Here is a 26,198-nt window from a genome sequence, read left to right as displayed (position 1 = left end):
ATTCCAGAGCTTGCGGATGTCGTCGGAAAACAAAAAAGGAGCATTACTCCAATGAGCTCAGAGGCTATTCTCAAGCGTATAAAAGACGAAAAAATTAAATTCGTCGATCTCCGCTTCACGGACCCAAAAGGTAAGTGGCAGCACGTTACTTTTGACCAAACCATGGTCGATGAAGATTTATTTACAGATGGAACAATGTTCGATGGCTCGTCCATCGCTGGCTGGAAAGCCATTAATGAATCCGACATGGTGCTGATGCCTGATCCAGCAACGGCTGTCATGGACCCATTTTTCGCACAACCCACGCTTTCAATCGTTTGTGACGTCCTTGAGCCATCAACCGGCCAACCCTATAGCCGTGACCCACGCACAACCGCAAAAGCTGCTGAAGCTTATGTAAAGTCGTCTGGCGTGGGCGACACAGCGTTCTTTGGCCCGGAAGCCGAATTTTTTGTCTTTGACGACGTCCGTTGGTCAACTGAACAGAACAATATGGGTTACGCTGTCGATTCTGTCGAAGGCCCATATAACAGCTCAACAGATTTCGAAGGCGGCAACCTCGCGCACCGTCCCGGCCCTAAGGGTGGTTACTTCCCGGTCCCACCAGTAGACAGCGAGCAGGACATGCGTTCCGAGATGCTAACGCTGATGGCCGAAATGGGCGTTGAACCAGAGAAGCACCACCACGAAGTTGCGCCATCGCAACATGAGCTGGGCATGAAATTCTCTACACTGACGACCATGGCTGACCGGCTACAGATTTATAAATATGTGGTTCATCAGGTCGCCGCAGGTTACGGCAAAACCGCAACATTTATGCCAAAACCGATCTATGGCGATAATGGCTCGGGGATGCACGTCCACCAGTCTATCTGGAAAGACGGACAGCCTATTTTTGCTGGTGATCGCTATGCAGATCTTTCTGATACCTGCCTCTATTACATCGGCGGTGTTATTAAACACGCGCGTGCGATCAATGCTTTCGCAAACGCAACAACCAATAGCTACAAGCGCCTCGTCCCGGGATACGAAGCGCCTGTGCTCTTGGCCTATTCAGCGCGTAACCGCTCTGCATCGATCCGTATTCCGTGGGTTGCGTCACCAAAAGGCAAGCGCCTTGAAGCTCGTTTCCCGGATGCAAGCGGCAACCCGTATTTGACATTTGCTGCGCTATTGATGGCTGGCCTTGATGGTATTGAAAACAAAATTCACCCTGGCGATCCTATGGATAAAGACCTTTATGACCTTCCACCGGAAGAGTTGAACGACATTCCGACGGTATGTGCATCATTGCGGGAATCACTAGCGGCACTCGATAGCGACCGCGAATTCCTCAAAAAAGGCAACGTCTTTAACGACGATCAAATCGATGGCTACATCAATTTGAAAATGGAAGAAGTAATGCGGTTTGAAACCACACCGCATCCTGTCGAATTTGCGATGTACTATTCCAGCTAAGACCAAACTTCTCTTAAGAAAAAGCCGGGCCCTGTGCCCGGCTTTTTTGTAATGCCATAATAGAAAAAATTAGCGAACCAGCGCTTTTGCCTTTTTTGCTTCTTGCATCTGGTATTTTATAAACGCAGGTAACAACGCCATTTTTTGCTTGGTGTCTTTTCCATCCGCTAACCGGAAAATATTTTCATAAAAGAATGCCATAACACCAAACCCGTTGAGCATTTTGATAAGCCCTATACTCGAGTTCGGACCCAAAATTCCTGGCCCAATTCGGAATTTTTTCTCCCATGACGGCGCAGCATCAATCACGCCCCGCATCAATTCATTCGGCACATCCGGATTGACACAAAGTGGCCTGGCAATTCCGCAAAGGTCGCACGCGCCAGAGGCAAGAGCATCTTCCATTCCCGCGCGCGAGCGGAAACCGCCCGTCACCATCAATGGCATTTTCGCAACTTGCCGAATTTCCTCCGCATAGGATAGAAAATAGGCTTCACGCGCCTTTGTGGATGCGCGCTTTTCTTCTTCATAGGGGGCATCCATGCCATCCATATCCATCATCGCAGGTTGCTCATAAGAACCACCCGAAATTTCCAACAGGTCAACACCAGCATCATTCAACCAGCGGGCGACTTGCAAACTATCGTCGGCGCTAAACCCGCCCTTTTGAAAGTCGGATGAATTAAGCTTCACAGACACTGGAAACCCAGAGCCAACTTGCGCGCGAACTTCTTTGATAACTTGCATCAATAATCGCGCACGATTTTCCAACGGACCGCCCCAATCATCTTCACGGTGATTGACCAGCGGGCTTAAAAATTCAGAAATCAAATAGCCATGTGCCGCATGAATCTGCACGCCACTAAATCCTGTGCGTTTTGCAACGGACGCTGTATGTGCAAACCGCCCGATGACTTCGTGGATTTCTGTTTCGGTCAATGCTCGCGGCGCAGCAAAGGTATCCCCCGGCAAGCCCATTCCAATGGCCGATGGTGCCACGGGTTCTGTCGTCACTATTTGCGGCGTTTGACGGCCCGCGTGGGAAATCTGCATCCAAATATCCGCGCCCACCTCACGCGCCGCTCCAGACCAGCGTTTTAACCGGTCGATCTGTTCATCCGATTGCGGACCATCAATCACAACGTTTCGTGGGCGCTCAAGATACCGGCGGTCAACCATCACATTACCGGTCAACAACATCCCCGCCCCACCTTCGGCCCAGCGCCGATAAAGGGTCACGTGCCGCTCGGTGGCGCGGCTATACTCATCTGCAAGCCCCTCGGTCATCGCACCCTTGGCGATACGATTCCGGAGGGATCCTCCACTGGGCAGGGATAGCGGTTTAGACAACGAACTGGTCGAAGAGATGTCGGTCATAAAGCGGCGCTTTCATTTCGGACCGGTATTTAGGGATGATTCCCCCAATTCCTTCGCAGTTTAATCAATGAACGCCCGTTAAAACCGCCGAAGGGCGCATATTTCATCAGTTTTGTTGCCCGTTTTCCCCAGTGCTTTGCGGAAGCGTCAGAACCGCGCTAGATCGTGCTCTCAAGATCACCCCGCACACCGCCAGAGTAGTGAGTTCTATGTCCAAACGCGCCGCCAAAAAGAACGATTCAGACCTCTTCGAAGATTACACCGCCAAGGATATCGAAGTCCTTGAAGGGCTGGAGCCCGTTCGGAAGCGTCCCGGCATGTATATTGGCGGCACTGACGAAAAGGCACTCCACCACCTTTTCGCCGAAGTGCTTGATAACTCCATGGATGAGGCGGTTGCCGGCCACGCAACCCGGATCGAAGTCGAGCTTCACGAAGACGGCTATCTATCGGTGATTGATAATGGACGCGGTATTCCGATCGACCCACACCCAAAATTTAAAAACAAATCGGCGCTTGAGGTCATTCTGACAACACTACACTCAGGCGGTAAATTCGAGGGCAAAGCCTATGCGACCTCCGGCGGCCTACATGGCGTCGGTGTCTCTGTGGTGAATGCGCTGTCTGACGATCTGATTGTCGAAGTTTGTCGTGGCCGTACGATGTATCGCCAGTCTTTCGCCGAAGGGCATCCGCGCTCGAAAATCGAAAAAGTGGGCCCCGCCCCGAACAAGCGCGGCACCAGCATCATGTTTCACCCAGACCCGAAGATTTTTGGCCCAACCGCAAAGTTCAAACCGGCGCGCCTATTTAAAATGGCACGGTCAAAATCCTACCTTTTTGGTGGAGTAGAAATCCGCTGGAAATGCGCGCCAAGCGTTATCAAAGATGACACCCCAGCAGAAGCGGTTTTCCATTTTGAACGTGGACTGACGGATTATCTAAAAACCTTGGCCGGCGCAAAACCGACTGTCACCGAAGATATTTTCGCCGGCAAAGTTGAAAAGAAAGACGATGGCGGTCACGGCAATCTAGAATGGGCTGTCATCTGGGGCACGGCCGGATTTGGCGAGGCCGATGGTTTTGTTCATTCTTATTGCAACACCATTCCGACAGCAGAGGGCGGCACCCACGAAGCTGGTTTGCGCGCCGCGCTGACCAAAGGCCTGAAAGCCTATGCCGAACTGGCCGGTTACAAGCGCGCGTCCAATATTACGGCTGAAGACGTTTTAGGCACAGCAGGCGCCCTGCTTTCTGTTTTTGTGCGCAACCCGGAATTTCAAGGCCAGACCAAAGACAAGCTCGCCACCAACGAAGCCCAGAAAATTGTAGAAACAACCATTCGTCCTGCGTTTGACCATTGGCTCGCCTCTAACCCAAAACAAGCAAGCGCACTGGTCGAATGGGTTGCCGACCGTGCCGATGAACGCCAACGCCGTCGCAAGGAAAAAGAGGTCTCTCGCGCCGCCGCAACGCGCAAACTACGCCTCCCCGGCAAACTTTCCGATTGCTCTAGCGCAAACCGTTCTGGCACGGAGCTTTTTCTCGTCGAAGGCGATTCGGCTGGTGGCTCTGCAAAACAAGCCCGCAACCGCGCCACCCAAGCAATCCTTCCTTTGCGCGGTAAGATTTTGAACGTGGCTTCTGCGGCACGCGATAAAATTCTGGCCAACCAGGAAATCGCCGATATGACGCAAGCGCTTGGTGCTGGGATCGGTTCGAAGTTCAATATCGACAATTTGCGCTATGAAAAAATAATCATCATGACCGATGCGGATGTCGATGGTGCCCATATCGCCGCGCTGTTGATTACATTTTTCTATCAAGAAATGCCGGATCTCATTCATCAGGGCCGGCTCTATTTGGCGCAGCCGCCATTGTTCCGCCTCACCGCAGGTAGTAAATCCGTTTACGCCATGAACGAAGCCGAGCGCGAAAAGCTGCTTAAAACGGAATTCAAACCCAACCAAAAAGTTGACGTAGGCCGGTTCAAGGGCCTTGGCGAGATGATGCCGGCGCAACTTAAAGAAACGACGATGAATCCGGCCACACGGGTCCTTGCACGCGTCGTCATCGCAGAAGACAAATCCGAAAATTGCGGTGACTTGGTCAACCGCCTGATGGGCAAGAAACCCGAAGCGCGCTTTCAGTTCATCCAAGAAAACGCAGCCTTCGTCAAAGACGCCCTGGATATTTAAAAATGGAGTGCAGGTCGATTGCCCGCAATGACGCCTGTTGCATAGGCGTAACCCATCCTCCGACGTCACATCCCGGACTTGGTCCGGGACCCAATTATCTAATGCTTGCAGTTAACTAGTTTCTTCTAGTTTTGCGCCGGTTTGCCAAGTCACTGCCCATGCAGGGCGCTCTTGCAGTACACTACTCGTTAGAGGCTTTGCAACGTCTTTATTCAATTCGTCAACAGCCTCTTCTTCCTTTGCCTTTGCTTTTTCATACTTCGGTGGTGGCGGAACATATGCTTGCAAATATTGTCCCACATTACTGTAAAATTCCGGAACAATTTCTTCTAAGCACTCAATAAACTTTTTGCGGCTGTTAAATTTTGCACCCAAATCATTCGACATTTCGAGTTGAAAAGACAAGATATCTCCAAGCTCTTTTATCTCATCCGACTTCGGATCTATTTCATCCGCCATGGCCCCATAGTTCTGCCCTTTCCCTCGTGTAATACAGCGTATAATTACTTTTCCACGATTACTTTTTGCGAGCTGGCGCAAAAGCCAATTAAGTCGTGCTGCATTACTAACGCGGTCAGTAGGAGCCGATAGCTTCATCGAGACACGGATGGTTCTTCTTAGAAAATCGCCTTCAATTAGAATTTTTGATGCAGCATTTGGAACGTCTAACTCAAAAGACAAAACCTTTTCTTGGACAAAGTCTTTAGCGTTCGTTTCCGTCCATTTTGATGGGTTGCTAAGATTTGACCGAGATGTTGCAATTGACACCGGCTCTTTCAAACGCCTCGTCATTATCAATGCAACATCCCTTGCTTCTTGAAGCCAAGCTGTAACCGTTTCAACAACCTCCGAAGATTTAGCGAATAACGGATGGCTTGTTTGTATATCGCTGACCAGTTTTGGCCAATCCTTGTTCATTTGATTAAGTGCAACATACCCAGAATTTGGATGCTCTAAATAACGGATTAACTCACTTACCAGAAATGCCTCGTCATCATTTTCATACGGGTCTTCATCCGACGACGCCAATAAAAATGCTGTTGTTAGAATGGAGGCCCACGACAAGTGAAACAGTTGAAAGTTCTTTGGCACAGCGCGAGTTAATACAGTCGGGTTAATTTCTGGCGATGGCGTCAACTCATTGCTGATAGTTATAACGCTATCAACGTTATTTAACTTCGCCAATTCTATATACCGCTCTAACTGATCTTCACCAACTACATTGCGGCCCACCTTAGCCTCTATCAACGCCGACCATGATCGCTTTCCTGACTGCAATACCAGAAGCGCGTCGGGTCGATCTTTTAGACCTTTAATTTCATTCGTTAGCGTAACTTCCGTATAACAACTCAGTACACTTCTCTTTCCAACTTTTACTGATAGAGGAAGTAGAAGGCGCTCAGCCAAAGGCCGAACCGACATCAAAGTCGCAAGGACGATAGAAAGCGTTTTCTGCTCTTTATTAGACTCAGGAACTACTGGAAACAAACGAGCGGGAACCCCATGCTTCAAAATTCGCGTATCCATTCTATCTCCCCAACTTCTATTTCCAAAATTAGAATTATTATTTCAACTTTATTTGACATTTGGAAGGGAAAACAAGCCTTTCATATTCTCGATACCTACTAGAATTGCCCGTTTTTGGGTCGATGCCCGCAATGACGCCTGTTGCATAGGCGTAACCCGTCCTCCGACGTCATCCCGGCCTTGAGCCGGGATTCATACGGCGCTCACATCAGAAGGCCGCGACAGTGCCCACAGTGACGAGGGCCCGACGGCACTAGACAGTTCGGTTAGACACCCCATATCTGGACCTATGATGAATTTCTTGGTGATGAGTTTGGTCATTGGTGCCGGTTTGTTTATCGGCGGGCGCTGGGCCTATGAACGGCGGCGGCGCGAGGAATTATTGAATGCGCCGTTACAACCGGCCCATAAGAAGATCGTGCGTGCACGGGTCCCAGTTTATAATCGACTGCCGCTCGATCTGCGCAAGCGCCTTGATGGTTTGATCAATAGATTCATCGACGAGGTTAAATTCCATGGCCAAGAGGGATTAGAGATCACTGACGACATTCGCGTCACCATCGCGGCGCAAGCATGCCTTTTGATCGTCAACAAAGAAAACCGTTGGTTCAAATCGCTCAAAACCGTTTTTGTTTACCCCGCAGCATTTAAAAGCAAACTCCAAAAGGTTGATGGGCATGTTCATTCTGAGCGTGCTGCGGTACGCACCGGAGAAAGCTGGGCGCGCGGGCCCGTTATTTTAGCGTGGGATCACGCCGCTTATGGCGCATTCGCACCGCATGATGGCGAGAATGTTGTTATTCATGAATTCGCCCATCAGCTTGACGAACAAACCGGTGTTACTGACGGTTCACCCCTTCTCGATACGGATCAAAGCGCAAGCCAATGGGCGCGTGTTTTTCGGCAGGCCTTTGCACAATTACGCGATGATTTAAGCGCAGGTCGAGAAACATTTCTCAACCCTTATGGCGCTACAAACCCGGCAGAATTTTTTGCAGTCGCGACCGAAACTTTCTTCGAGCAGCCACACGATCTGCAAGCATATAACCGCGATCTGTATGATCAGCTATCACGCTATTATCGACTGGACCCAGCCGATTGGTTCTAAATATGTAGCGCGTGACCAAGCGCCCTTAGGGAGGCTTCGTGGAAGGCTTCTGATTGAGTTGGGTGTGCGTGTATCGTTCCCGTAATATCTTCGAGCGTTGCACCCATTTCAATCGCGAGTGCAAACGCAGCTGACAATTCTGCGACACCCCCACCGACGGCCTGAACCCCCAGCACCAAATGATTATCTTTTCGCGCTACCACACGAATAAAGCCGTCTTCGGCTTCCATGGTCATTGCGCGCCCATTGGCCGTGAACGGAAAGTTCTGGCTGATGATGTCAAACCCTTCGGCTTTTGCCTCATCCGCTGAAAGGCCAACGGAGACAATCTCCGGATCAGTAAAGCAAACCGCGGCAATCGCGCGTTTATCCCAATGGCGGTTTTCGCCCGCAATGATCTCGGCGACCATCTCGCCTTGTGCCATTGCCCGGTGTGCCAACATCGGCTCTCCCGTCACGTCGCCAATCGCATAAATACCACGCATCGACGTTTTGCATTGATCATCGATCTTGATGAAACGCCCAGACATATCAAGCACGAGGTTCTCACGGCCCCAATCTTCGGTTTTAGGCGCACGCCCCACCGTCACCAAGATTTTCTCGGCTTTAATTGTTTTTGCATCGCCGTCTTTTGTTTCGATCTTTAAGCCAGCTTTGTCCGCGCCTTTGGCTTTTGCCCCGAGCACAATCTCAACGCCTAGCGCTTTTAGTTTTTTTTCGACAGGGCGCGTCATTTCTTTGTCATAGAGCGGTAAAATTTTATCGAGCGCTTCTACGACCGTGACTTTGGTGCCCATTTTTGCAAAGGCAATCCCTAGCTCTAGACCGATATACCCTGCACCAACGATCGCCATGGTTTTCGGCGGTGCCGATAGGGCTAATGCATCAGTAGAAGAAATGACATTGTCGCCAAATGGCATAAAGGGAAGCTCAACAGGAACGGAGCCGGTCGCGATGATAATATTTTCCGCGCGAACTCGGTGGGTGCCCTCGCCATTCGCAACATCGACAGTCTTGCCATCCACAAAACTTGCCCACCCCGAAATCGAACGAACTTTGTTCTTTTTCAACAACCCGCCAACACCCGTTGTTAGTCGGTTTACGATTTTATCTTTCCACGCGACCGTTTTTGAAAGATCAATTTCTGGCTTGGCGGCTTTAATGCCGATTTCGGAATCGCCCGCAAAGTGATTGGCTTTTTCAAATTCATCCGCAGCATGAATAATTGCTTTGGACGGAATACAACCCACATTCAGGCAGGTTCCGCCATTGTACTGGCCTTCGACAATGACTGTATCAATACCCAATTGGCCAGCCCGGATTGCGGCAACATAACCGCCAGGGCCAGCACCAATAATAAGCAGTTTGCAGGTTAGATCTTTCATAGACTTAATTCTCTATAAATATCATTGCCGGATTTTCGAGCAGCGCACGAATGCGTTGTACGAATACAGCCGCATCCCACCCATCAACTACACGATGGTCGAAACTCGAAGACAGATTCATCATTTTACGCGGCAAAAACTCCGAGCCATTCCAGCGCGGCAGAGTTTGCATTTTGTTGACACCAATGATCGCCACCTCGGGGTGATTGATAACCGGTGTCGTAACAATACCGCCCATCGCGCCAAGCGAAGTGATCGTAATGGTTGAACCCGATAGCTCATCCCGCGCGCATTTTCCTTCACGGGCCGCATCGCTAAGCCGCGCAACTTCCTCCGCACAGCCCCAAATATCTCGCGCCTCAGCATGGCGCACAACCGGCACCATAAGCCCGTTTGGCGTCTGCGCCGCCACCCCAATATGACAGCCGCCATATTGATGAATAACGCCTGCTTCGTCGTCAAAGATCGAATTTAGGTGGGGCTGCTCGCTGATCGCCTTGACCATCGCACGCATCAGAAATGGAAGTATCGTCAGCTTTGGACGATCATCCTTACGTGATGCATTAAGTTCCGCACGCAGCGTTTCTAGCGCGGTGACATCAACCTCTTCCACATAGGTAATATGCGGAATACGTGACTTCGCAATCGACATCTTCTCCGCGATTTTCCTACGCAACCCGATGACCGGCACTTCCTTGACCGAAGTATCGCGACGATAAGCACTCCCGGTTGCCATGCCCCCCGCCCCGTCAGCCGCCACAAATGCGTCTAGATCTTGATGACTAATCCGTCCCGCAGGGCCAGTGCCCGGAACACGACGAAGATCAAGTCCGGCCTCAGCGGCGCGCTTGCGAACGGCAGGCGAAGCAACAGGCTTTTCACCCTCATTCCGCGGCACGTTCGATACCGGAGCCGCGCGATTGGTTTTCGGCTCAGGCTTCTGCTCGTCCTTAGGCACTGAAGGCTTCGCATCAGGTTTCTGTTCGGGTTTCGTCTCTTTTTCCGGTGCTGTCTTTTTAGGCGCTTCCGCCACAGGTTCCGTTCCCGGCTTAACATTTCCGTCGCCATCGACTTCGAGCTTGATCAACGGCGAGCCGACACTAAGCACGTCTCCGATCGTGCCGCCGCGCCAAATAATTTTCCCTTCGACTGGCGATGGAATTTCAACGGTGGCTTTGTCGGTCATCACCGCCGCCAAAACTTCGTCCTCACGAACATTGGCACCGATCTCAACCATCCATTCAACCAATTCAGCCTCAGCGACGCCCTCACCAACATCAGGAAGCTTGATTACATGTTCGCCCATTATGCTGACTCCATCACTTTTTTCAGCGCTTCGCCAACGCGTTTCGGCCCCGGAAAATATTCCCACTCATGCGCGTGGGGATAAGGTGTGTCATACCCCGTCACACGAATAATCGGCGCTTCAAGGTCGTAAAAACAATTCTCCGCGACAAGCGCCATCAACTCCGCACCAAAACCGCAAGTCATGGTCGCTTCGTGCACAATCACACAACGACCCGTTTTTTTGACTGACGTAACAATGGCGTCTAGATCAAGCGGTAAAATTGTCCGTAGATCAATGATTTCAGCATCAACCCCCGCCTCTTCAGCTGCGGCCTCGGCCACATAAACCATTGTTCCATAAACAAGGACAGTTACGTCGCTGCCTTCACGGCGGATCGCCGCTTTGCTAAGGGGCACGGTATAATAATCTTCCGGGACCTCACCAAGTTCATGCTTGGACCAGGGTGTCACAGGCCGGTCATGATGCCCATCAAACGGCCCATTATAAAGCCGCTTGGGCTCTAGGAACATTACGGGATCATCGTCTTCAATAGCCGCGAGCAAGAGCCCTTTGGCATCATAAGGGTTTGACGGAATAACCGTTTTGATACCCGCAACATGCGCAAAAAGCGCTTCAGGGCTTTGACTGTGGGTTTGACCACCGAAAATTCCGCCGCCGGTCGGCATGCGAACGACCATAGGCACTGTAAAATCGCCATTTGAGCGGAAGCGAATACGCGCTGCTTCTTGGGTGATTTGATCATACCCTGGGTACATATAATCAGCAAACTGAATTTCTACGCATGGGCGAAGACCATACGCAGCCATACCAATCGCGGTACCGATAATTCCGCTCTCGCTAATGGGGGAATCGAAGCATCGGTTTTTCCCGTACTTTTCTTGAAGCCCTTGCGTGCATCGGAAAACGCCGCCGAAAAACCCGACATCTTCGCCAAAAACAACGACATTGTCGTCTTTTTCCATGGCATTATCCATCGCACTTCGGATGGATTGAATCATTGTCATGCGTGCCATCGTCTAAACCCCTGCCTCTTGACGTTGGCGACGCAAATGCGCCGGCATTTCTTTGAAGACATCTTCAAACATCTCTGCGGGCGAAGAATGTGGCCCATCATGCAGCGTGCCATTCTTCTCTGCTTGCTTCTGGGCTTCCGCGACTTGAGATTCCACCATTTCGCGCATTTGAAGATGTTGCGCCTCTGACCATACGCCGCGCTTGATTAGGTAGTTTTTCAACCGTTCAATCGGATCACCCAATGGCCATTTCACAGACTCTTCTTTTGGTCTGTAGGCCGATGGGTCATCGGAAGTTGAATGACCACCCATGCGATAGGTAACATGTTCAATCAATGTTGGCCCATGGCCGTTCCGCGCTCGATCGGCGGCCCATTTTGCCACCGCATAGACAGCCAAATAATCGTTCCCATCGACACGAAGCGATGGAATACCAAAACCTAACCCCCGAGAGGCAAATGTTGCCGCCTTACCGCGCGCGATGCCCTGATAAGTTGAAATCGCCCATTGATTATTGACGATATTCATCACCACTGGTGCCCGATAGGTTGATGCAAAAACCAAAGCAGAGTGAAAGTCGTTTTCTGCCGTAGAGCCTTCACCAATCCATGATGTTGCGATCTTAGTGTCACCCTTGATCGCCGATGCCATTGCCCAGCCAACCCCTTGAACAAATTGCGTTGCGAGATTGCCCGAGATCGTAAAGAACCCATGTTCTTTAGAGGTGTACATGATCGGTAATTGGCGACCCTTAAGCGGGTCGGCCGCATTCGAATATATCTGATTGATCATATCAACCATCGGATAATCGGTCGAAAGCAAAAGACCTTGCTGACGATAGCTCGGGAAATTCATATCACCCGGCTCAAGCGCTTTTTGACTGGCACAAGAAATTGCTTCCTCGCCAAGTGCCTGCATGTAAAAACTGGTCTTGCCTTGACGTTGCGCCATCAACATACGCGCATCAAAGGCGCGTACACGAAGCATGTCCTCAAGGCCCTCTTTGACCTTTTCATCACTCAGCAAATCAGCCCACGGACCGACCGCTTCTCCGTCGCGATTCATCACCCGTATAATAGTATAGGCGAGATCACGAATATCACCCGCCTCGACGTCAATCGCGGGTCTCGGGGCCGCGCCCGCACTTGGTATTGGCACATCGGAGAAATCAGGTTGATCACCCGGACGAAATTCAGGCTCGGGAACATACAGCGATAGCGGTTTCACGTCGCTCATTCAGGTCTCCGGTTTTCCTCCCGCTTAACTCTGCGGTCTTCGTTAAGCCTTGAAATTTGGCCTCTTTTGAACGTCTGTACCGCGCGACAATAGCCGTCGGCAATGGCGGAAATTGAGACTTCACAAAAAGAGCAAGGGGGCGTCATTTATTGCGAAAATAAAGTCTTTTCTGCCAATACCTAGCCTACGGATAGCATTTCACGACCTAACAGATTCGCTTAATCTGCAATCAATTTCGCCCATTCCTGCTCGGTTAGGACGTTAACACCAAGATTTTCAGCCTTCTTCAATTTCGAACCCGCGCCCGGCCCGGCGACCAAATAATCAGTTTTCCCTGATATCGACCCGGCAACCTTAGCCCCCAAGCTTTGGGCTTTTGCTTTGGCTTCATCGCGGGTCATTGTTTCCAATGTGCCCGTGAAGACAACGATTTTCCCGGCGACCGCACTCGCCGAATCAATTGCTTCAACCTTTTGTGGCGTGATTTCCTGCAAAAGGTGATCAATGGCTGTTCGGTTGTGACTTTCATCAAAGAAATCGATAACACCTCGCGCGACCAACGCACCAACACCATCAATGGTCAACATATCCTGATAGGCATCGCTTTCGTCATCACGCGCCTTAAGAGCCGCGTCATAGAATGCAGCAAAACCACCATAGTGCCGCGCAAAAATACGAGCATTTGTTTCGCCCACATGACGAATGCCAAGCGAAAAGATCAATCGCCCCGCATCAACTTTTCTGCTTACATCAATCGCATCAAAAAGATTGTTGATCGACTTTGCATTCGTAGGAACTTTGTTCCCATCTTTATCTAAAGATAAATCCCCGTTAGTTTTCTTTTTATAGACATAAAGGTCAACATCATTCGCTTCTTGGCGTCTACGCAGTGTAAATATATCGGCAGGCTCTTTGATTATGCCTTGTTCAAAGAACGCAGCAATCTGTTTCTCGCCAAGCCCGTCAATATCGAACGCTTGACGCGAAACAAAGTGTTTCAATCGCTCGACCGCTTGGGCAGAACAAATCAGACCGCCTGTGCAGCGTTTATCAACATCGGCCTTGCCTGTATTCGGATTAACTTCATTAACCGCATGTGATCCGCATACGGGGCAATTTTCTGGGAACTTGTATTTCACAGCGTTCTTGGGGCGCTTGTCTTTGATGACCTCAACCACCTGCGGAATGACATCACCGGCCCGCTGAATGACAACGCTGTCACCAACGCGTACGTCTTTCCGCTCAATCTCTTCGGCATTGTGTAGTGTCGCGTTCGACACGACAACACCGCCAACAGTGACCGGATTTAATCGCGCCACCGGCGTCAATTTACCGGTTCGACCAACCTGAATATCAATATCTTCCAGAATGGTGATTGCTTTTTCGGCAGGAAATTTATGGGCAATCGCCCATCGGGGTGCGCGCGAGACAAAACCCAATCGTTCCTGAAGATCAAGACGATCAACCTTATAAACAACCCCATCAATGTCGTATCCGAGGTGCGCCCGCTGCTCTTCGATATGACGATAATGGGCGATCATCTCGTCCACGCTTTCACAGCGCTTGGTCAACGCATTTACCGCAAAGCCAAATTTAGCGAGCTGCGACAGGGCCGCTGCTTGAGTCTCTCCGAGTGGCTGGCTCAACTCACCCCACGCATAGGCGAAAAATTGCAATGGGCGCGCAGCCGTAATAGCGGCATCCAACTGACGCAAAGATCCGGCAGCAGCATTTCGCGGATTTGCAAATGGCTCTTCGTCTTCTTTCTCAAGCCGTGCATTCAACGCTTCAAAGTCAGCATGGCTCATATAGACTTCGCCGCGAATTTCGAGAATATCAATATCAGTTTTGATTTTTTTCGGAATGTCGTTAATGGTCAGTGCATTGATGGTTACATTCTCACCCACCTGGCCATCACCGCGTGTGGCTGCGATTTTCAACTCCCCATGCTCGTACCTGAGATTCAAAGAAAGCCCATCAATTTTTGGTTCAGCCGTGAATGCAATGGCCTCTTCCGCCATACCCAAAAATTTTTTCACGCGCTTTACAAAATCCGCGACGTCTTCATCGTTAAACGCATTATCGAGCGACAACATCGAAACCGCGTGCTTTACCTTTTCAAATTTTGTTGATGGAGCCGCGCCGACCCGATCCGAAGGCGAGTCCTGTCGTTTCAGTTTTGGAAATCTTTTTTCAATCAACAAATTCCGACGCCGCAAAGCATCATAGGCCGCGTCACTTATCTCTGGCTTGTCGCGCTCATGATAGGCTTGATCCGCCTTTAATATGGCCTCGGCTAGATCGGCTAATTCCGCCTCAGCCTGTTCTGGGGTTAGCTTATTAACGGGGACGGACGCGCTATCGTGAGGCTTTTTCATAGCGCGCTTTTTATGCGTATCACGCCGATTTTGCCAGCTTTTTACGCGCAGGCTTTTTGTCGGGCACAGACAATAGCCGACGAGCGGCGGCACGCGCTTCGTCAGTGACTTCCGCGCCTGACAACATTCGGGCGATCTCTTCGTTGCGGTCATCCGGTGCGAGCATCGTCACTGATGTTAACGTCGCCGTTTTTGTCTGTTTCTTCTCTATTCGCCAATGCGCGTCGGCTCTTGCGGCGACTTGCGGGCTATGGGTCACCACCAAAACTTGCGCGTCACTAGCTAGGCGCAACAGACGCTCACCCACAGCATCAGCAACCGCACCGCCAACGCCCGCATCAACTTCGTCAAAAATAATAACAGTGCGATTTTCTTTTGCCGCTAACGCCGCTTTCATCGCCAGTACAAACCGCGATAACTCTCCGCCGGAAGCTATGGTTTTGAGTGGCCCGGCTGGTGCACCCGGATTGGTCGCGACCATAAACTCGATCCGGTCGAACCCATCCGATGTCGGATTGTTTTCATCAGTCGTGATGTGCGTTGAAAAAATCGCTTTACCTAATTTCAGCGGCGCAAGCTCACTAGCGACAGCCTTGTCGAGTTTTTTTGCGGCCGCCACACGGTCTCTCGTCAATTTCCTTGCCGCTTCGGTGAAGGCCGCAGCACTCTCATTTACGGTTTTCTCAAGCGCGCTAAAGGCCGTTTCCCCTTGCTCAAGCGTCTCCAGAGTCACTCGGGCTTTGGTCAGAAAGGCACGCAAACCGTCTGGCTGTACACCGTGTTTTCTCGCCTCTGCACGCAGTGCAAACAGCCGCTCTTCGACCCGATCAAGCTCATCGGGATCGGCACCAAATCGTTCAATCGCAACTTCTAGTGCGTCGCGCGCTTCGGCCGCTTCATTGAGCGCGCCATCAATCCGCGCGGCAGCCTGCGCCAACGGGTTTTCTTTTTCCTCAAACTGCGCGCTTGCTTTTTCGATACGCCGAAGCGCGGAAGCCAGCTTGCTATCAAAGCCACCCTCAGAAAGCGCTTTTGCGGCTGCGTTCAAATCATCCGCAATTTTATCCGACGCCATAAGCTCGGTCCGACGGAGTGACAATTCTGCTTCTTCGTCTTCTTCGGGGTCCAGTTTACCGAGATGCTCTACCACATGCCGTAGATAATCGGCCTCGCGCGCCGCCGCATCACGTTCGCGGCGTTTTTCATCCAATTCATTTTGGGCATCACGCCATTGTCGCCAGATGCCCTCCAGCTTTTCGACTTTTTTCTGAAGCCCACCAAATTCATCAAGCATTCCGCGATGAGCAGAGGCCGTCAAAAATCCTCGACCGTCATGCTGGCCGTGGATCTCGATAAGCGTTTCTCCGACCGACCGCAGCATGGCAATCGATACCGGCTGATCGTTGACAAAGCCTCGCCCGCGCCCGTCGCTATTTTGAACACGGCGCAGAATGATTTGGTCTTCACCGGTATCAAGACCATTTTCATCAAGAATTGCCCAAACCGGGTGATTGGCATCGGGCTCAAAAATAACCGACACGATGCCTTGCTTAGCGCCCTGCCGAACCGCGCCGCGCTCGGCGCGTCCACCCACGGCCAACCCCAAAGCATCAAGCAAGATCGATTTACCCGCGCCAGTTTCACCTGTAAGCGCGGTCATACCCTTCCCAAGCGCGAGGCGCGCTTGGTCGATCAGTACGAAGTCCTGGATGTGAAGCGCGGTCAACATGCGCGGGGTTTAAACCTGTCCAAATAAAACCGATGCCGCCGCCGAATGTACCGGACGCGGCTCCTGCTCCATGGATACCGTAATTCATGGTCGGATTAAAGCTCGTCGCGCGCCCGCTCAATAGCGTTCGGGGTATTATCTGCACCCGCCGCCAAATCCTCAAGCTCGCTTGCTGATGGCGGTGCGATTGTTTGAAGCTCTTTCGGATCAATATCAGAGATATCGCGCACTTGTTGCGGCAGCGGTTTTGCATTCTTCCGCGCCGGGCTGGAATTTTCAGCCACAATATTCCGACTTTTGAACAAGCGATACGAGTCCTGATACCAGCGGCTACCGGGGTAATTATAACCAAGAACTGCGGCCGCAGCCCGGGCCTCCTCGACGATACCCAGCTCCAAATAAGCCTCGACCAAACGGTGCAAAGCTTCTGGCACCTGGCTCGTGGTCTGGTAATTTTCGATCACAAATTTGAAGCGGTTAATCGCAGAAATATGCTTGTTCTGTTTGAGGTAAAACCGACCAACATACATCTCCTTACCTGCGAGATGGTCGTATGTAAGGTCGAGTTTTAGACGTGCATCACGCGCATATTCCGTATTCGGATAACGCCGAATGACATCGTTCAATGCTTCAACCGCGTTATTCGTAAAGTCCTGGTCGCGCCCTACATCACGAATTCGCTCGTAATAGCACATAGCCTTTAGGTAATAGGCATATGAAGCGTCTTTGTTACCCGGATGCAGTGTCGTGAACTGCTCAATCGCTTGTAACGCTTCGTCGTAATCATTGCCTTGGTAATAAGCAAAGGCCTTCATCAACATCGAACGACGCGCCCATGCGGAATATGGGTGCTGGCGCTCAACCTCTTCGAAAAAGGCAATAGCACGATCAAAACGGCGGCGTTCAAGCTCGTAGGTAGCCGCTGAGTAAAGCGACTCCACCGGACGCTCGACATAGGCGAATTTCGCCTTTTTGGAGGATGAGCTACAGGCCGAGATTGCGGCAATCGCAACCAGAACACAGATGGCCTTACCAAGAAACGCAATACGCATTTTCACTAGAGACGAGCCTTTCCGCCAACGAGGCTCATGCCAACAACTGGCATGGTTTCAGGAGTGTTAACTTCTAGTTTGGTGCATGCGCTTCTGTCAAACCTGATTATCGGATTCAGGCGGTCACACGGACAGGTTCTTGGGCAGCAGGCCGCAAAGCCGGTTTTGCTTGCCGCGCGATCGCTTGGGCCAATCGCGTATTCAGGTCATGACCGGGGCGCATGGCCCGAATATGCCCTACTATTGGTGCCCCCAAGAGATAAAGATCACCAATCAGGTCCAGCGCTTTATGAAGGACAAATTCCGCCTCATCCCGAAGAGGTTCTTCATTAAGAAGCCGATCGCCATCAACCACGAGTGAATTCGACAAAGACCCGCCCAAAATCAATCCGATCCCGCGCAATGCTTCAACTTCGTTAAGCCGACAAAAGGTCCGAGCAGAAGACAGTTTTTCCAAAATCTGCACCGCATCTAAATCAATCGACAATGCCTGCCGCCCGATCAAGCAATCGCCAAAATCGATTTCAATATCGATGATGCGATCATCGCTCGGTTGAATTTCAATCCAACGATCACCGTCAACGACCTTTGTGCGGTCAACAACAATAATTGGTTGGCGATCTGCATCCTGCGCACAAGTCCCCGCGCTATTGATAGCGCTTACAAAAAAAGACGCGCTACCGTCATAAATTGGAATTTCAGGGCCGGTGACATCAATTTCAGCATTATCTACACCGCATAGCGCTAGCGCCGCCATCAAATGCTCGATCGTCGCAACACTATTACCATCTGCGTTCGCCACCGTTGTACCGTGACAGGCATGCAGAACATTATTTGGATTTGCGCGGATGACGTTGTCGCCTTGTTCGACATCAAGCCGCCGGAACAACAATCCTGTATTCGCCGCGCCGGGCCGTACAACCGCCAGACACTCAACCCCAGTGTGAAGACCGATCCCAGAAAACCGAATGTCAGACTTCACCGTATGTTGTCGTTCAGATTTGTAACTCATCTTATGCTCATCAACCGGCTTACTAAACCCATCACATACCGGTGCACCAGCACACGCGGCTTTCGCCACTCGATGTGTTAACGCAAGAACGTTAGCAGAATCCTCGCAGATGCGAAATTTTTGCATAATCAAAGTTTATTGTCGATTACTTCAAGCGCGATAGCAAAAGAGCCACCTATCTTGCTAAAGATAGGTGGCTCTTTATGTTGATTATCAATCACTTGGCATGAAACCTTGAGGTCTCATCCAGTCTTCTTTTTCCGCAAAAATGATGGGATTTCGAGATCCGCGTCTTCATGATCTTCAAACAGATCACCCCGTGGCGCACTCGTTGCTGGCTTCGTAGCCTCGGGCGCACGTGGCGGGGCAATATCGCGCCGGTCTTCGGTTCCACCGAATGATTTGAACATATCGACTGCCGCTTCCAGCGAGTGCTTACCCAAATTCTGCGCACTGCGGAAAGGATTGTGGTTTGGCTTTGCCTCACCTGCCGGGCGCAATGACTGGCGTTGTGGCACAGATTGCGAACGCTTTGGAGCGGTTGGTCCCGGTTGAGACTCAGCTTCTCCGGCAGAACCCTCAGTCAACATTTTACGAATACGCTCATGAACATCACCAACTGGATTAGCTGCCGTGGCCGTTGGTGTTTGTGGCGTTACGGTCGACGGACGAAAGCTAGCCGCCGGAACCGATGCCCCCGCGTCAACTTCCGGTGTTGATGTTTCTGCAGTTGGTGTCTGTGTCGCGGACTTGTCCACAACAACAGGTTCCCGCCAAGGCTTAGCGACAGCACCTGTGTTGACTTTGATTTGCGGCTGGTGCGCATCGCGCTCAGCAATATCAATTCCGGTCGCAACAACAGAAACACGGACCTTACCTTCGAGGTCCTGATTGAAGGTCGAGCCGACAATGATATTCGCATCAGGATCAACTTCGGCGCGAATGCGGTTAGCCGCTTCATCAACCTCAAACAGAGTCATATCCATAGACCCAGTAATGTTAATAAGTACGCCGCGCGCGCCCTTCATTGATTGTTCGTCGAGCAACGGATTAGAGATTGCCGCTTCGGCTGCTTGAATAGCGCGTTTCTCGCCCTCTGCTTCGCCGGTCCCCATCATCGCTTTGCCCATCTCGCTCATCACAGTGCGAACATCCGCAAAATCGAGATTGATCAAGCCAGGCATAACCATGAGATCGGTGATCCCACGAACACCCGAATGAAGCACCTGATCGGCCATCGAAAAGGCTTCATGAAAAGTTGTGCGCTCATTCGCAATTGAGAACAGATTCTGGTTCGGGATGATCAACAACGTATCGACATGCTTTTGCAGCTCTTCGATACCGGTGCCCGCAAGCCGCATCCGGCGCGCGCCCTCAAAATGGAAGGGTTTGGTGACAACACCAACGGTCAGAATGTCCCGCTCTTTTGCAGCTTTAGCGATAACCGGGGCTGCGCCTGTTCCTGTGCCGCCGCCCATGCCTGCGGTAACGAACAACATGTGACAATTACCAACATGCTCAAGAATTTCATCAAGAGATTCTTCTGCGGCTGCGCGACCAATATCCGGAATGGACCCTGCACCCAAACCTTGCGTGGTCTTCACCCCAAGCTGAATTCGTTTTTCAGCCTTAGATAAGCCGACTGCCTGAGCGTCCGTATTCGCAACAACAAATTCGACGCCCTCTAATTGGCTTTCGATCATGTTGTTTACAGCATTACCACCCGCGCCACCAACACCGATGACGGTAATGCGGGGTTTCAATTCAGTGAGTTCGGGCACGCTTAGATTTAGTGGCATGGATGTCTCCGATGATGCGCAGGTTGGAGGTTTTATTTCTCGGTTTCTCTCAACATCCGCAATTCGCGAATATTAAGGATAATGTCTCGTTAAAGAATCGTTCATAACCCTTTCCAAAAGGTTAACGCCCCCTTAACATTTTCTAGAATTTAGCACGCAGCCAGCTGTCTAACCCGCCGAGCACTGATGATCTTGATCCTGCATGGGGTGATTGACCCAAAACGCCAAGACCCTTTTCACTTTCACGACCTAAATTTGTGTAATGCTGGATAAGCCCAGCACAAACAGAAAAGCCCGGTGCCGAAGCCGCCTCTGGCGAGCCCGGAATTGCGGTTGGTCGACCAAGGCGGCTTTTCATACCGAGGGTGCGTTCCGCGACCTCGCGCGCACCAACCAAAAGACTCCCGCCACCGGTAATCACCACACGCCGCAAACCCGACCGACGCATCCCGTCATCTGGTAACTGATCTGACACTAACTCAAAAACTTCTTCGAGACGCGGCAGGATGACTTCACAAACATCCGCCCGTGACGCCCGCGCAACCTCGCCCGCGACCCCGAGTTGCGGAAAATCAACGAAGCGATGCTCATCGCCGGGGCCAATCAGCGCCGCCCCATAAAGCGTCTTTACGCGCTCAGCATGCGCAAGCGACGCGCCAAAAATCTGCGCGATGTCACGCGTAATATGACCACCGCCGACCGGCACACCGCCGCATTCAACCAAGGCACCATTATCATAGACCGCGAAACCCGTTGACGTCGCTCCGATATCAATCAGTACGACCCCCAGCTCTTTTTCATCCTCAAGCAATACGGCTTCTGCGGCAGCGTAAGGTGCGGCGACAAACTCTTCGACGCCGAGGTCACATTGCTCGATCAGGTTTGCAAGATTATCAAGATAGCTCTGCCGCACCCCAAGCGCGAACATCTGGGTCGAAAGAACACTGCCCGAAAGACCTATTGGGTCCGCTAGTCCTTCTTCGCCGTCAACGCGATACCCGATAGGCATCGCATGAAGGGGCGCACAATCAGGGGGTGTTGCAATCTTTGCGCCTTCCGAAAGGCTGTCATCAATATCTTCTTGGGCAACAACCCCGCCAGCGATCTCAAGATCGACGCCGATCCGACGTGCGCGCAGATGTTTTCCGGAGACACCAACGAGCACCCGACCGACATGCTCACCCGCCATGCGTTCTGCAGCTTCAACAGCGTTTCGAACACCCGTTTCAATTACATCTGCTGTTGCGGCCATTCGCGCATTAAGCGCCGCCCCATAACAACCGACGCCAACAATTTCGGCTTGTGGCGCAAGGCTCGGCTCTTCGTTGACGCGCGCAATGAAGCAAGAAACTTTGGACGCCCCAATATCAAGCGCAGCAGCAATCGTTTCGTCTTTACGGCGTTTACGAGATTTTTGGGGATGTGCCACAGTTCAAGCCTTTATCGCACGGTGATAGTTTACGTCGAAATTTATTGGATCACGCCGATGGGTTTTTCCATCTCAGCAGTACCCTTTACTCTGTAGACGAAGTTTTCCGGGTTTCTAAGGTCAACATATTCAAGCGGTTCATCAAGCAAAGCAAGTTCGCCCTGTAGTCGCCCAAGATAGCGCACAGCCTCCCCCACGCCGCGTTCAGGGAATTTCACATCAACACCGTCTTTTGTTTTCAAGTTCCAGCGGCGGTCGCTCACCCTAATAAGCGCGGATGCGCGGCCCCATAATTCTGGCTCACCTTTTAGTGCCTGCAGCATTTCCGACGCCGCGCCCGGTGCGCCCGCGCCCACAATCAGCGGTAAATCCGCATATTCATAAGCGTTCACCTCGCGAATGATTGCACCATTTTCATCAATCAAATGCAGCGCGCCAGAAAGCTGCCACACTGCTGCGGGAACACGTTCTCGCACGGAGATATTTATCGTATTCGGCAATAGCTTTGACACCGCAGCCGAACGGACCCAGCCGATTTGCTCGACCTGCGCACGCGCGCGATCTGCATCGAAATGCAACATCGACGAGCCAACAACTGGTCCGACCGCGTTCAAAATTTCCTGCTCCGCTGTTTCGATTGCACCTTTTGCGGTAATCCTCCGGATTTCAAACCCAGCGCTTACTGCGCGTGCGCCCGCAAAGCGGCTTAGCTGTTCGCCCATCATGCCAACATAGCCCCCCGCCCAAAGAAAGCCGATCCCGAGTAGCGCCAGCAAAACAGAACTCGCAATCAAAGCATGAGAAAAGCGAGTCCAGATCGCGCTGATACGATCAAAAAACCCAACCTCCTTTGCCTTGCCGCGACGATTGGGCGTTTTCTTGGCCGGTTTCTTTTTTACCTTTGACATGATGCATCCTCCACCATCCACGCGCAAAGCTCAGGGAACGAAATTCCCAACTGCGCGGCTTGTTCTGGCGATAACGACGTTGGGGTTAAGCCGGGCTGGGTATTGACCTCAAGACAGAAAATCTGCTCGCCATCCGCGTCCGGATCATAACGGAAATCGGCGCGGGACAGCCCACGACAACCAAGCGATTGATGCGCGCGAAGCGCTAGATCAAGACAGCGATCGGTTATTTCTTCTGGAACGTCAGCGGGTAAAACATGTTTTGATCCACCGGCCGAGTATTTTGCTTCGTAGTCATAAAACGCGAGCGCGGTCGTAATCTCTGTAACGCAAAGCGCACGATCCCCCATAACCGAAACCGTTAACTCCCGGCCAGGGATGAACTTCTCGACGAGAACTTCTTCGCCCAATGTCCACTTTTCGCCGGTTAGTTCCGATGGTGGACGGTTATCGCCATCGCGAATAATAAACACGCCAACCGAAGACCCTTGCGCATTTGGCTTTACCACATAAGGCGGTTTCATAACCTGGCCGCCAGCAGCTTCTTTTCGCGTAACGATCACGCCTTGCGGTGAAGGTATGTTTGCATCTTCAAAAACAGCTTTGGCGCGTTGCTTATCCATCGCGAGTGATGACGCGAGCACGCCGGAATGGGTATACGGAATACCCATAACTTCCATCAACCCTTGCACGCACCCATCTTCACCCCATTGCCCGTGCAGCGCATTGAAAATTGCGTCGGGTTTTTCACTCACGAGCCGCGTTGCGAGATCGCGATCGACATCAATTTCAACCACGTCATAGCCAGCTTCAATCAGGGCTTTTCCCGCGGCGGCACCGGATGAAAGTGAAACTTCGCGCTCGGGTGACCAACCACCCTTTAATACTGCGACACGCCGAAACTTTTTACTCATTGCGTCGCCTCTCCTACTCGCCGAATTTCCCAGCGTAACTCAACACCCAACTTCTCCTGCACATCAATGCGGAGGGATTCAATTAGCTCTTCCAGATCAGCGGCGCTGGCATTGCCCCGATTGATCATAAAATTACAATGACGCTCAGACACCTGCGCATCACCAATAACACGGCCTCGCGCGCCAATTTCATCAATCAGTTGCCATGATTTGCGACCGCCCGACAATGCCGCATCAGGATTAGCAAAGGTCGATCCGCCCGTACGTTCGCGAATGGGCTGAGTTTCTTCTCGTTGAGCGCTGATCTGATCCATACGGGCGATAATATCTTTGGAGTCTCCGCGTTGCCCTTCAAAAGTTGCGCTGGTAAAAATCAATTCCTCCGGCGCGTCGCTATGCCGATACGAGAACCCCATTTCGGTATTGCTCAAAACATGACGCTTGCCCGCACGATCAAAGGCAACGGCACTCACCAAAACATCTTTGGTCTCGCCACCATAAGCGCCCGCATTCATGCGTAGTGCACCACCGATTGTCCCGGGGACGCCACGAAAGAACTCAAGGCCCGCAACACCCGCCTCTGCCGCGCGCTTGGCGACTTGCGCATCAATCGCGCCAGCGCCAGCCGTTACCTTTAGGCCATCCACAACAACTTGTCGGAACCCCGAACCAAGCCGAATGACCACGCCGCGAACACCGCCATCACGAACCAACAGGTTTGACCCGACCCCCATAACAAAAATTGGAATGTTCGTTGGGGTCGCTCGCAAGAAGTGCGCAAGGTCATCTTCATCGGCAGGAGAAAACAACACATCCGCGAAGCCACCTACGCGAAACCAAGTCAACGTCGAAAGGTCTGCGTTTTCGACATATTTCCCACGAACGTCCGGAAGGGTTTTAACGGTAACTTTCGTCATCTACCCAAGCGCCTTTAGCGCGTCAGGTAAATTATTTGCATACTTCGTAATATCACCCGCACCAAGACAGATAACGTAATCATCGGGTTCTGCAATATCGGCAATAACTTTTGGCAAGTCTTCTAAACTAGACAATGCACGGGCGTCACGATGACCATGGCTTTCTAACCCGGCCACAAGACTATCGCGATTAACCCCTTCGAGTGGCTGTTCACCCGCCGCATAGACATCCGTTATCAACGCGATGTCAGCCTCATTCGCACACGCACAGAATTCATCAAACAAATCGTGAAGCCGCGAATACCGGTGTGGCTGGATGACGGCGATCACCCGCCCGCGCGTGATGTTTCGCGCCGCCCGCAGCACCGCCGCGATTTCGGCCGGATGATGACCATAATCATCAACAATTTTCACGCCTTTCCATTCGCCGACCTGCGTGAACCGCCGTTTTACACCAGCGAATTTTGCAAAACCGGATCGAATTTGCTCATCCGTCGCCCCCAACCGTTTAGCCACGATCGCAGCCGGCAGTGAGTTAAGAACATTATGCGCGCCCGGCATGGGCAAGTGGACATTGTCAATCCGACCAATTTCGGTGCCACGCTCGCGGAAAACAATGTCATATACGGAAATACCATTTTCAAAACGGATATTTGCCGCACGAACATCTGCCTGCGGATTGATACCATACGTAATTAGACGACGATCAGTTACCCGCCCGACCAACGCTTGCACTTCCGGGTGATCAAGGCAAACAACCCCAAAGCCGTAAAACGGCGTGTTTTCAATGAAACGGTCAAACGCGTTACGAAGCGCTTCAAACCCGCCCCAATGATCCAAATGCTCGGGGTCAATATTCGTGACAATGGCCACAGTCGTCGGCAGGCGAATAAACGTTCCATCGCTTTCGTCGGCCTCAACGACCATCCAGTCGCCTTCGCCGATACGGGCATTGGTACCATAGGCGTTGATGACCCCGCCATTGATTACGGTTGGATCAAGATTAGCCTCGTCGAGAAGTGCGGCAACCATTGTTGTTGTTGTGGTTTTTCCGTGTGTACCGCCAACTGACACCGTCCATTTGAGGCGCATCAGCTCCGCCAACATGTCCGCGCGCTTCACCACCGGGATATGCCGCGCGCGCGCGGCCGCAACTTCTGGGTTATCACGGCGAATTGCGGTCGAAATGATAACCGCGTCCGCGCCCTCAACATTATCGCGCGCATGGCCAATCACCACCGGAATACCAGCATCGCGTAGTCGTTGAACATTTGCCCCATCGGCAACGTCTGACCCGCGAACGTCATAGCCAAGATTGCGCATGATATGCGCGATACCGCTCATGCCGATTCCGCCGATGCCAACAAAATGAACGACCCCCGCACCGAATGGCAACCGGACTTTGATTTCCGGTGGGTCAATTATAGAATATTGCTCTTTACTCGTCAT

At 51.7% G+C, this 26,198-nt stretch carries 19 protein-coding genes; 3 read left to right on the top strand and 16 right to left on the bottom strand.

Going from position 1 to position 26,198, the window contains the following annotated elements; translation table 11 throughout:
• Nucleotides 1-51: 51 nt before the first annotated feature.
• Nucleotides 52-1,458: a type I glutamate--ammonia ligase gene (gene glnA / locus ABFZ84_RS08335; RefSeq protein WP_369313528.1), complete on the top strand. Its 1,407-nt coding sequence runs from the start codon at nt 52-54 to the stop codon at nt 1,456-1,458.
• A gap of 69 nt (nt 1,459-1,527) precedes the next feature.
• Here glnA and ABFZ84_RS08330 read toward each other — a convergent pair whose 3' ends face one another.
• On the bottom strand, nt 1,528-2,835 hold the full coding sequence (locus tag ABFZ84_RS08330; RefSeq protein ID WP_369313527.1) for an NADH:flavin oxidoreductase/NADH oxidase family protein: 1,308 nt from the start codon (nt 2,833-2,835) through the stop codon (nt 1,528-1,530).
• A 209-nt stretch (nt 2,836-3,044) separates the two neighbouring features.
• On the opposite strand from ABFZ84_RS08330, the gene parE reads away from it, so the two are divergent.
• Nucleotides 3,045-5,033 carry a DNA topoisomerase IV subunit B gene (gene parE, locus ABFZ84_RS08325; RefSeq protein WP_369313526.1) on the top strand — a complete coding sequence of 663 codons (1,989 nt, stop codon included), beginning with the start codon at nt 3,045-3,047 and terminating at the stop codon, nt 5,031-5,033.
• 111 nt (nt 5,034-5,144) lie between these two features.
• On the opposite strand, the gene ABFZ84_RS08320 is transcribed toward parE, so the two are convergent.
• Nucleotides 5,145-6,560, bottom strand: a complete 1,416-nt coding sequence (locus ABFZ84_RS08320; RefSeq protein WP_369313525.1) for a hypothetical protein — start codon at nt 6,558-6,560, stop codon at nt 5,145-5,147.
• Between the two features lie 307 nt (nt 6,561-6,867).
• Between ABFZ84_RS08320 and ABFZ84_RS08315 the strand changes: the two genes are divergently transcribed.
• The gene (locus ABFZ84_RS08315) at nt 6,868-7,668 is read left to right on the top strand and encodes a M90 family metallopeptidase (protein WP_369313524.1); all 801 of its coding nucleotides are present in this window, start codon (nt 6,868-6,870) and stop codon (nt 7,666-7,668) included.
• On the opposite strand, the gene lpdA is transcribed toward ABFZ84_RS08315, so the two are convergent.
• From lpdA to murC, 14 genes are all read right to left on the bottom strand, one after another.
• On the bottom strand, nt 7,665-9,053 hold the full coding sequence (gene lpdA / locus ABFZ84_RS08310; protein ID WP_369313523.1) for a dihydrolipoyl dehydrogenase: 1,389 nt from the start codon (nt 9,051-9,053) through the stop codon (nt 7,665-7,667). The genes ABFZ84_RS08315 and lpdA overlap by 4 nt on opposite strands.
• Before the next feature lie 4 nt (nt 9,054-9,057).
• Nucleotides 9,058-10,359: a dihydrolipoamide acetyltransferase family protein gene (locus ABFZ84_RS08305; RefSeq protein ID WP_369313522.1), complete on the bottom strand. Its 1,302-nt coding sequence runs from the start codon at nt 10,357-10,359 to the stop codon at nt 9,058-9,060.
• Nucleotides 10,359-11,375, bottom strand: a complete 1,017-nt coding sequence (locus tag ABFZ84_RS08300) for an alpha-ketoacid dehydrogenase subunit beta (protein WP_369313521.1) — start codon at nt 11,373-11,375, stop codon at nt 10,359-10,361. Before ABFZ84_RS08300 ends, ABFZ84_RS08305 begins: the two co-directional genes overlap by 1 nt.
• Before the next feature lie 3 nt (nt 11,376-11,378).
• Complete coding sequence (locus ABFZ84_RS08295) at nt 11,379-12,611, bottom strand: 3-methyl-2-oxobutanoate dehydrogenase (2-methylpropanoyl-transferring) subunit alpha (protein ID WP_369313520.1); 1,233 nt, start codon at nt 12,609-12,611, stop codon at nt 11,379-11,381.
• A 218-nt stretch (nt 12,612-12,829) separates the two neighbouring features.
• Nucleotides 12,830-14,989, bottom strand: a complete 2,160-nt coding sequence (gene ligA / locus ABFZ84_RS08290; protein ID WP_369313519.1) for an NAD-dependent DNA ligase LigA — start codon at nt 14,987-14,989, stop codon at nt 12,830-12,832.
• Nucleotides 14,990-15,008: 19 nt separating this feature from the next.
• Nucleotides 15,009-16,718 (bottom strand): DNA repair protein RecN, encoded by a 1,710-nt coding sequence (gene recN, locus ABFZ84_RS08285; RefSeq protein WP_369313518.1) that lies wholly within the window; start codon nt 16,716-16,718, stop codon nt 15,009-15,011.
• A 95-nt stretch (nt 16,719-16,813) separates the two neighbouring features.
• Nucleotides 16,814-17,770: an outer membrane protein assembly factor BamD gene (locus tag ABFZ84_RS08280; protein WP_369314557.1), complete on the bottom strand. Its 957-nt coding sequence runs from the start codon at nt 17,768-17,770 to the stop codon at nt 16,814-16,816.
• A gap of 115 nt (nt 17,771-17,885) precedes the next feature.
• A complete protein-coding gene (gene lpxC, locus ABFZ84_RS08275; protein WP_369313517.1) occupies nt 17,886-18,782 on the bottom strand; it encodes a UDP-3-O-acyl-N-acetylglucosamine deacetylase in 897 nt (298 codons plus the stop codon).
• 242 nt (nt 18,783-19,024) lie between these two features.
• Nucleotides 19,025-20,581, bottom strand: coding sequence for a cell division protein FtsZ (gene ftsZ, locus ABFZ84_RS08270; RefSeq protein ID WP_369313515.1), 1,557 nt, complete (start codon nt 20,579-20,581; stop codon nt 19,025-19,027).
• A 142-nt stretch (nt 20,582-20,723) separates the two neighbouring features.
• Nucleotides 20,724-22,010 carry a cell division protein FtsA gene (gene ftsA / locus ABFZ84_RS08265; protein WP_369313514.1) on the bottom strand — a complete coding sequence of 429 codons (1,287 nt, stop codon included), beginning with the start codon at nt 22,008-22,010 and terminating at the stop codon, nt 20,724-20,726.
• A gap of 41 nt (nt 22,011-22,051) precedes the next feature.
• A complete protein-coding gene (locus tag ABFZ84_RS08260; protein WP_369313513.1) occupies nt 22,052-22,918 on the bottom strand; it encodes a cell division protein FtsQ/DivIB in 867 nt (288 codons plus the stop codon).
• On the bottom strand, nt 22,906-23,832 hold the full coding sequence (locus ABFZ84_RS08255; protein ID WP_369313512.1) for a D-alanine--D-alanine ligase: 927 nt from the start codon (nt 23,830-23,832) through the stop codon (nt 22,906-22,908). Before ABFZ84_RS08255 ends, ABFZ84_RS08260 begins: the two co-directional genes overlap by 13 nt.
• On the bottom strand, nt 23,829-24,749 hold the full coding sequence (murB, locus tag ABFZ84_RS08250; RefSeq protein WP_369313511.1) for a UDP-N-acetylmuramate dehydrogenase: 921 nt from the start codon (nt 24,747-24,749) through the stop codon (nt 23,829-23,831). The genes ABFZ84_RS08255 and murB overlap by 4 nt, the downstream gene beginning before the upstream one ends.
• Nucleotides 24,750-26,198: a UDP-N-acetylmuramate--L-alanine ligase gene (murC, locus tag ABFZ84_RS08245; protein WP_369313509.1), complete on the bottom strand. Its 1,449-nt coding sequence runs from the start codon at nt 26,196-26,198 to the stop codon at nt 24,750-24,752. It abuts the gene before it with no gap.

It is taken from the genome of Hyphococcus lacteus, from assembly GCF_041058985.1.
Taxonomy (GTDB): Bacteria; Pseudomonadota; Alphaproteobacteria; order Caulobacterales; family Parvularculaceae; genus Hyphococcus; species Hyphococcus lacteus.
The sequence above is the reverse complement of the archived record's forward strand: the minus strand, read 5'-3'. Positions and strand labels throughout refer to the sequence as shown.

Bases quoted from the DNA above. Each gene is read 5' to 3' on its own strand.
- glnA (WP_369313528.1), top strand. From the start codon at position 52: ATGAGCTCAGAGGCTATTCTCAAGCGTATAAAAGACGAAAAAATTAAA.
- ABFZ84_RS08330 (WP_369313527.1), bottom strand. From the start codon at position 2,835: ATGACCGACATCTCTTCGACCAGTTCGTTGTCTAAACCGCTATCCCTG.
- parE (WP_369313526.1), top strand. From the start codon at position 3,045: ATGTCCAAACGCGCCGCCAAAAAGAACGATTCAGACCTCTTCGAAGAT.
- ABFZ84_RS08320 (WP_369313525.1), bottom strand. From the start codon at position 6,560: ATGGATACGCGAATTTTGAAGCATGGGGTTCCCGCTCGTTTGTTTCCA.
- ABFZ84_RS08315 (WP_369313524.1), top strand. From the start codon at position 6,868: ATGAGTTTGGTCATTGGTGCCGGTTTGTTTATCGGCGGGCGCTGGGCC.
- lpdA (WP_369313523.1), bottom strand. From the start codon at position 9,053: ATGAAAGATCTAACCTGCAAACTGCTTATTATTGGTGCTGGCCCTGGC.
- ABFZ84_RS08305 (WP_369313522.1), bottom strand. From the start codon at position 10,359: ATGGGCGAACATGTAATCAAGCTTCCTGATGTTGGTGAGGGCGTCGCT.
- ABFZ84_RS08300 (WP_369313521.1), bottom strand. From the start codon at position 11,375: ATGGCACGCATGACAATGATTCAATCCATCCGAAGTGCGATGGATAAT.
- ABFZ84_RS08295 (WP_369313520.1), bottom strand. From the start codon at position 12,611: ATGAGCGACGTGAAACCGCTATCGCTGTATGTTCCCGAGCCTGAATTT.
- ligA (WP_369313519.1), bottom strand. From the start codon at position 14,989: ATGAAAAAGCCTCACGATAGCGCGTCCGTCCCCGTTAATAAGCTAACC.
- recN (WP_369313518.1), bottom strand. From the start codon at position 16,718: ATGTTGACCGCGCTTCACATCCAGGACTTCGTACTGATCGACCAAGCG.
- ABFZ84_RS08280 (WP_369314557.1), bottom strand. From the start codon at position 17,770: ATGCGTATTGCGTTTCTTGGTAAGGCCATCTGTGTTCTGGTTGCGATT.
- lpxC (WP_369313517.1), bottom strand. From the start codon at position 18,782: ATGAGTTACAAATCTGAACGACAACATACGGTGAAGTCTGACATTCGG.
- ftsZ (WP_369313515.1), bottom strand. From the start codon at position 20,581: ATGCCACTAAATCTAAGCGTGCCCGAACTCACTGAATTGAAACCCCGC.
- ABFZ84_RS08260 (WP_369313513.1), bottom strand. From the start codon at position 22,918: ATGTCAAAGGTAAAAAAGAAACCGGCCAAGAAAACGCCCAATCGTCGC.
- ABFZ84_RS08255 (WP_369313512.1), bottom strand. From the start codon at position 23,832: ATGAGTAAAAAGTTTCGGCGTGTCGCAGTATTAAAGGGTGGTTGGTCA.
- murB (WP_369313511.1), bottom strand. From the start codon at position 24,749: ATGACGAAAGTTACCGTTAAAACCCTTCCGGACGTTCGTGGGAAATAT.
- murC (WP_369313509.1), bottom strand. From the start codon at position 26,198: ATGACGAGTAAAGAGCAATATTCTATAATTGACCCACCGGAAATCAAA.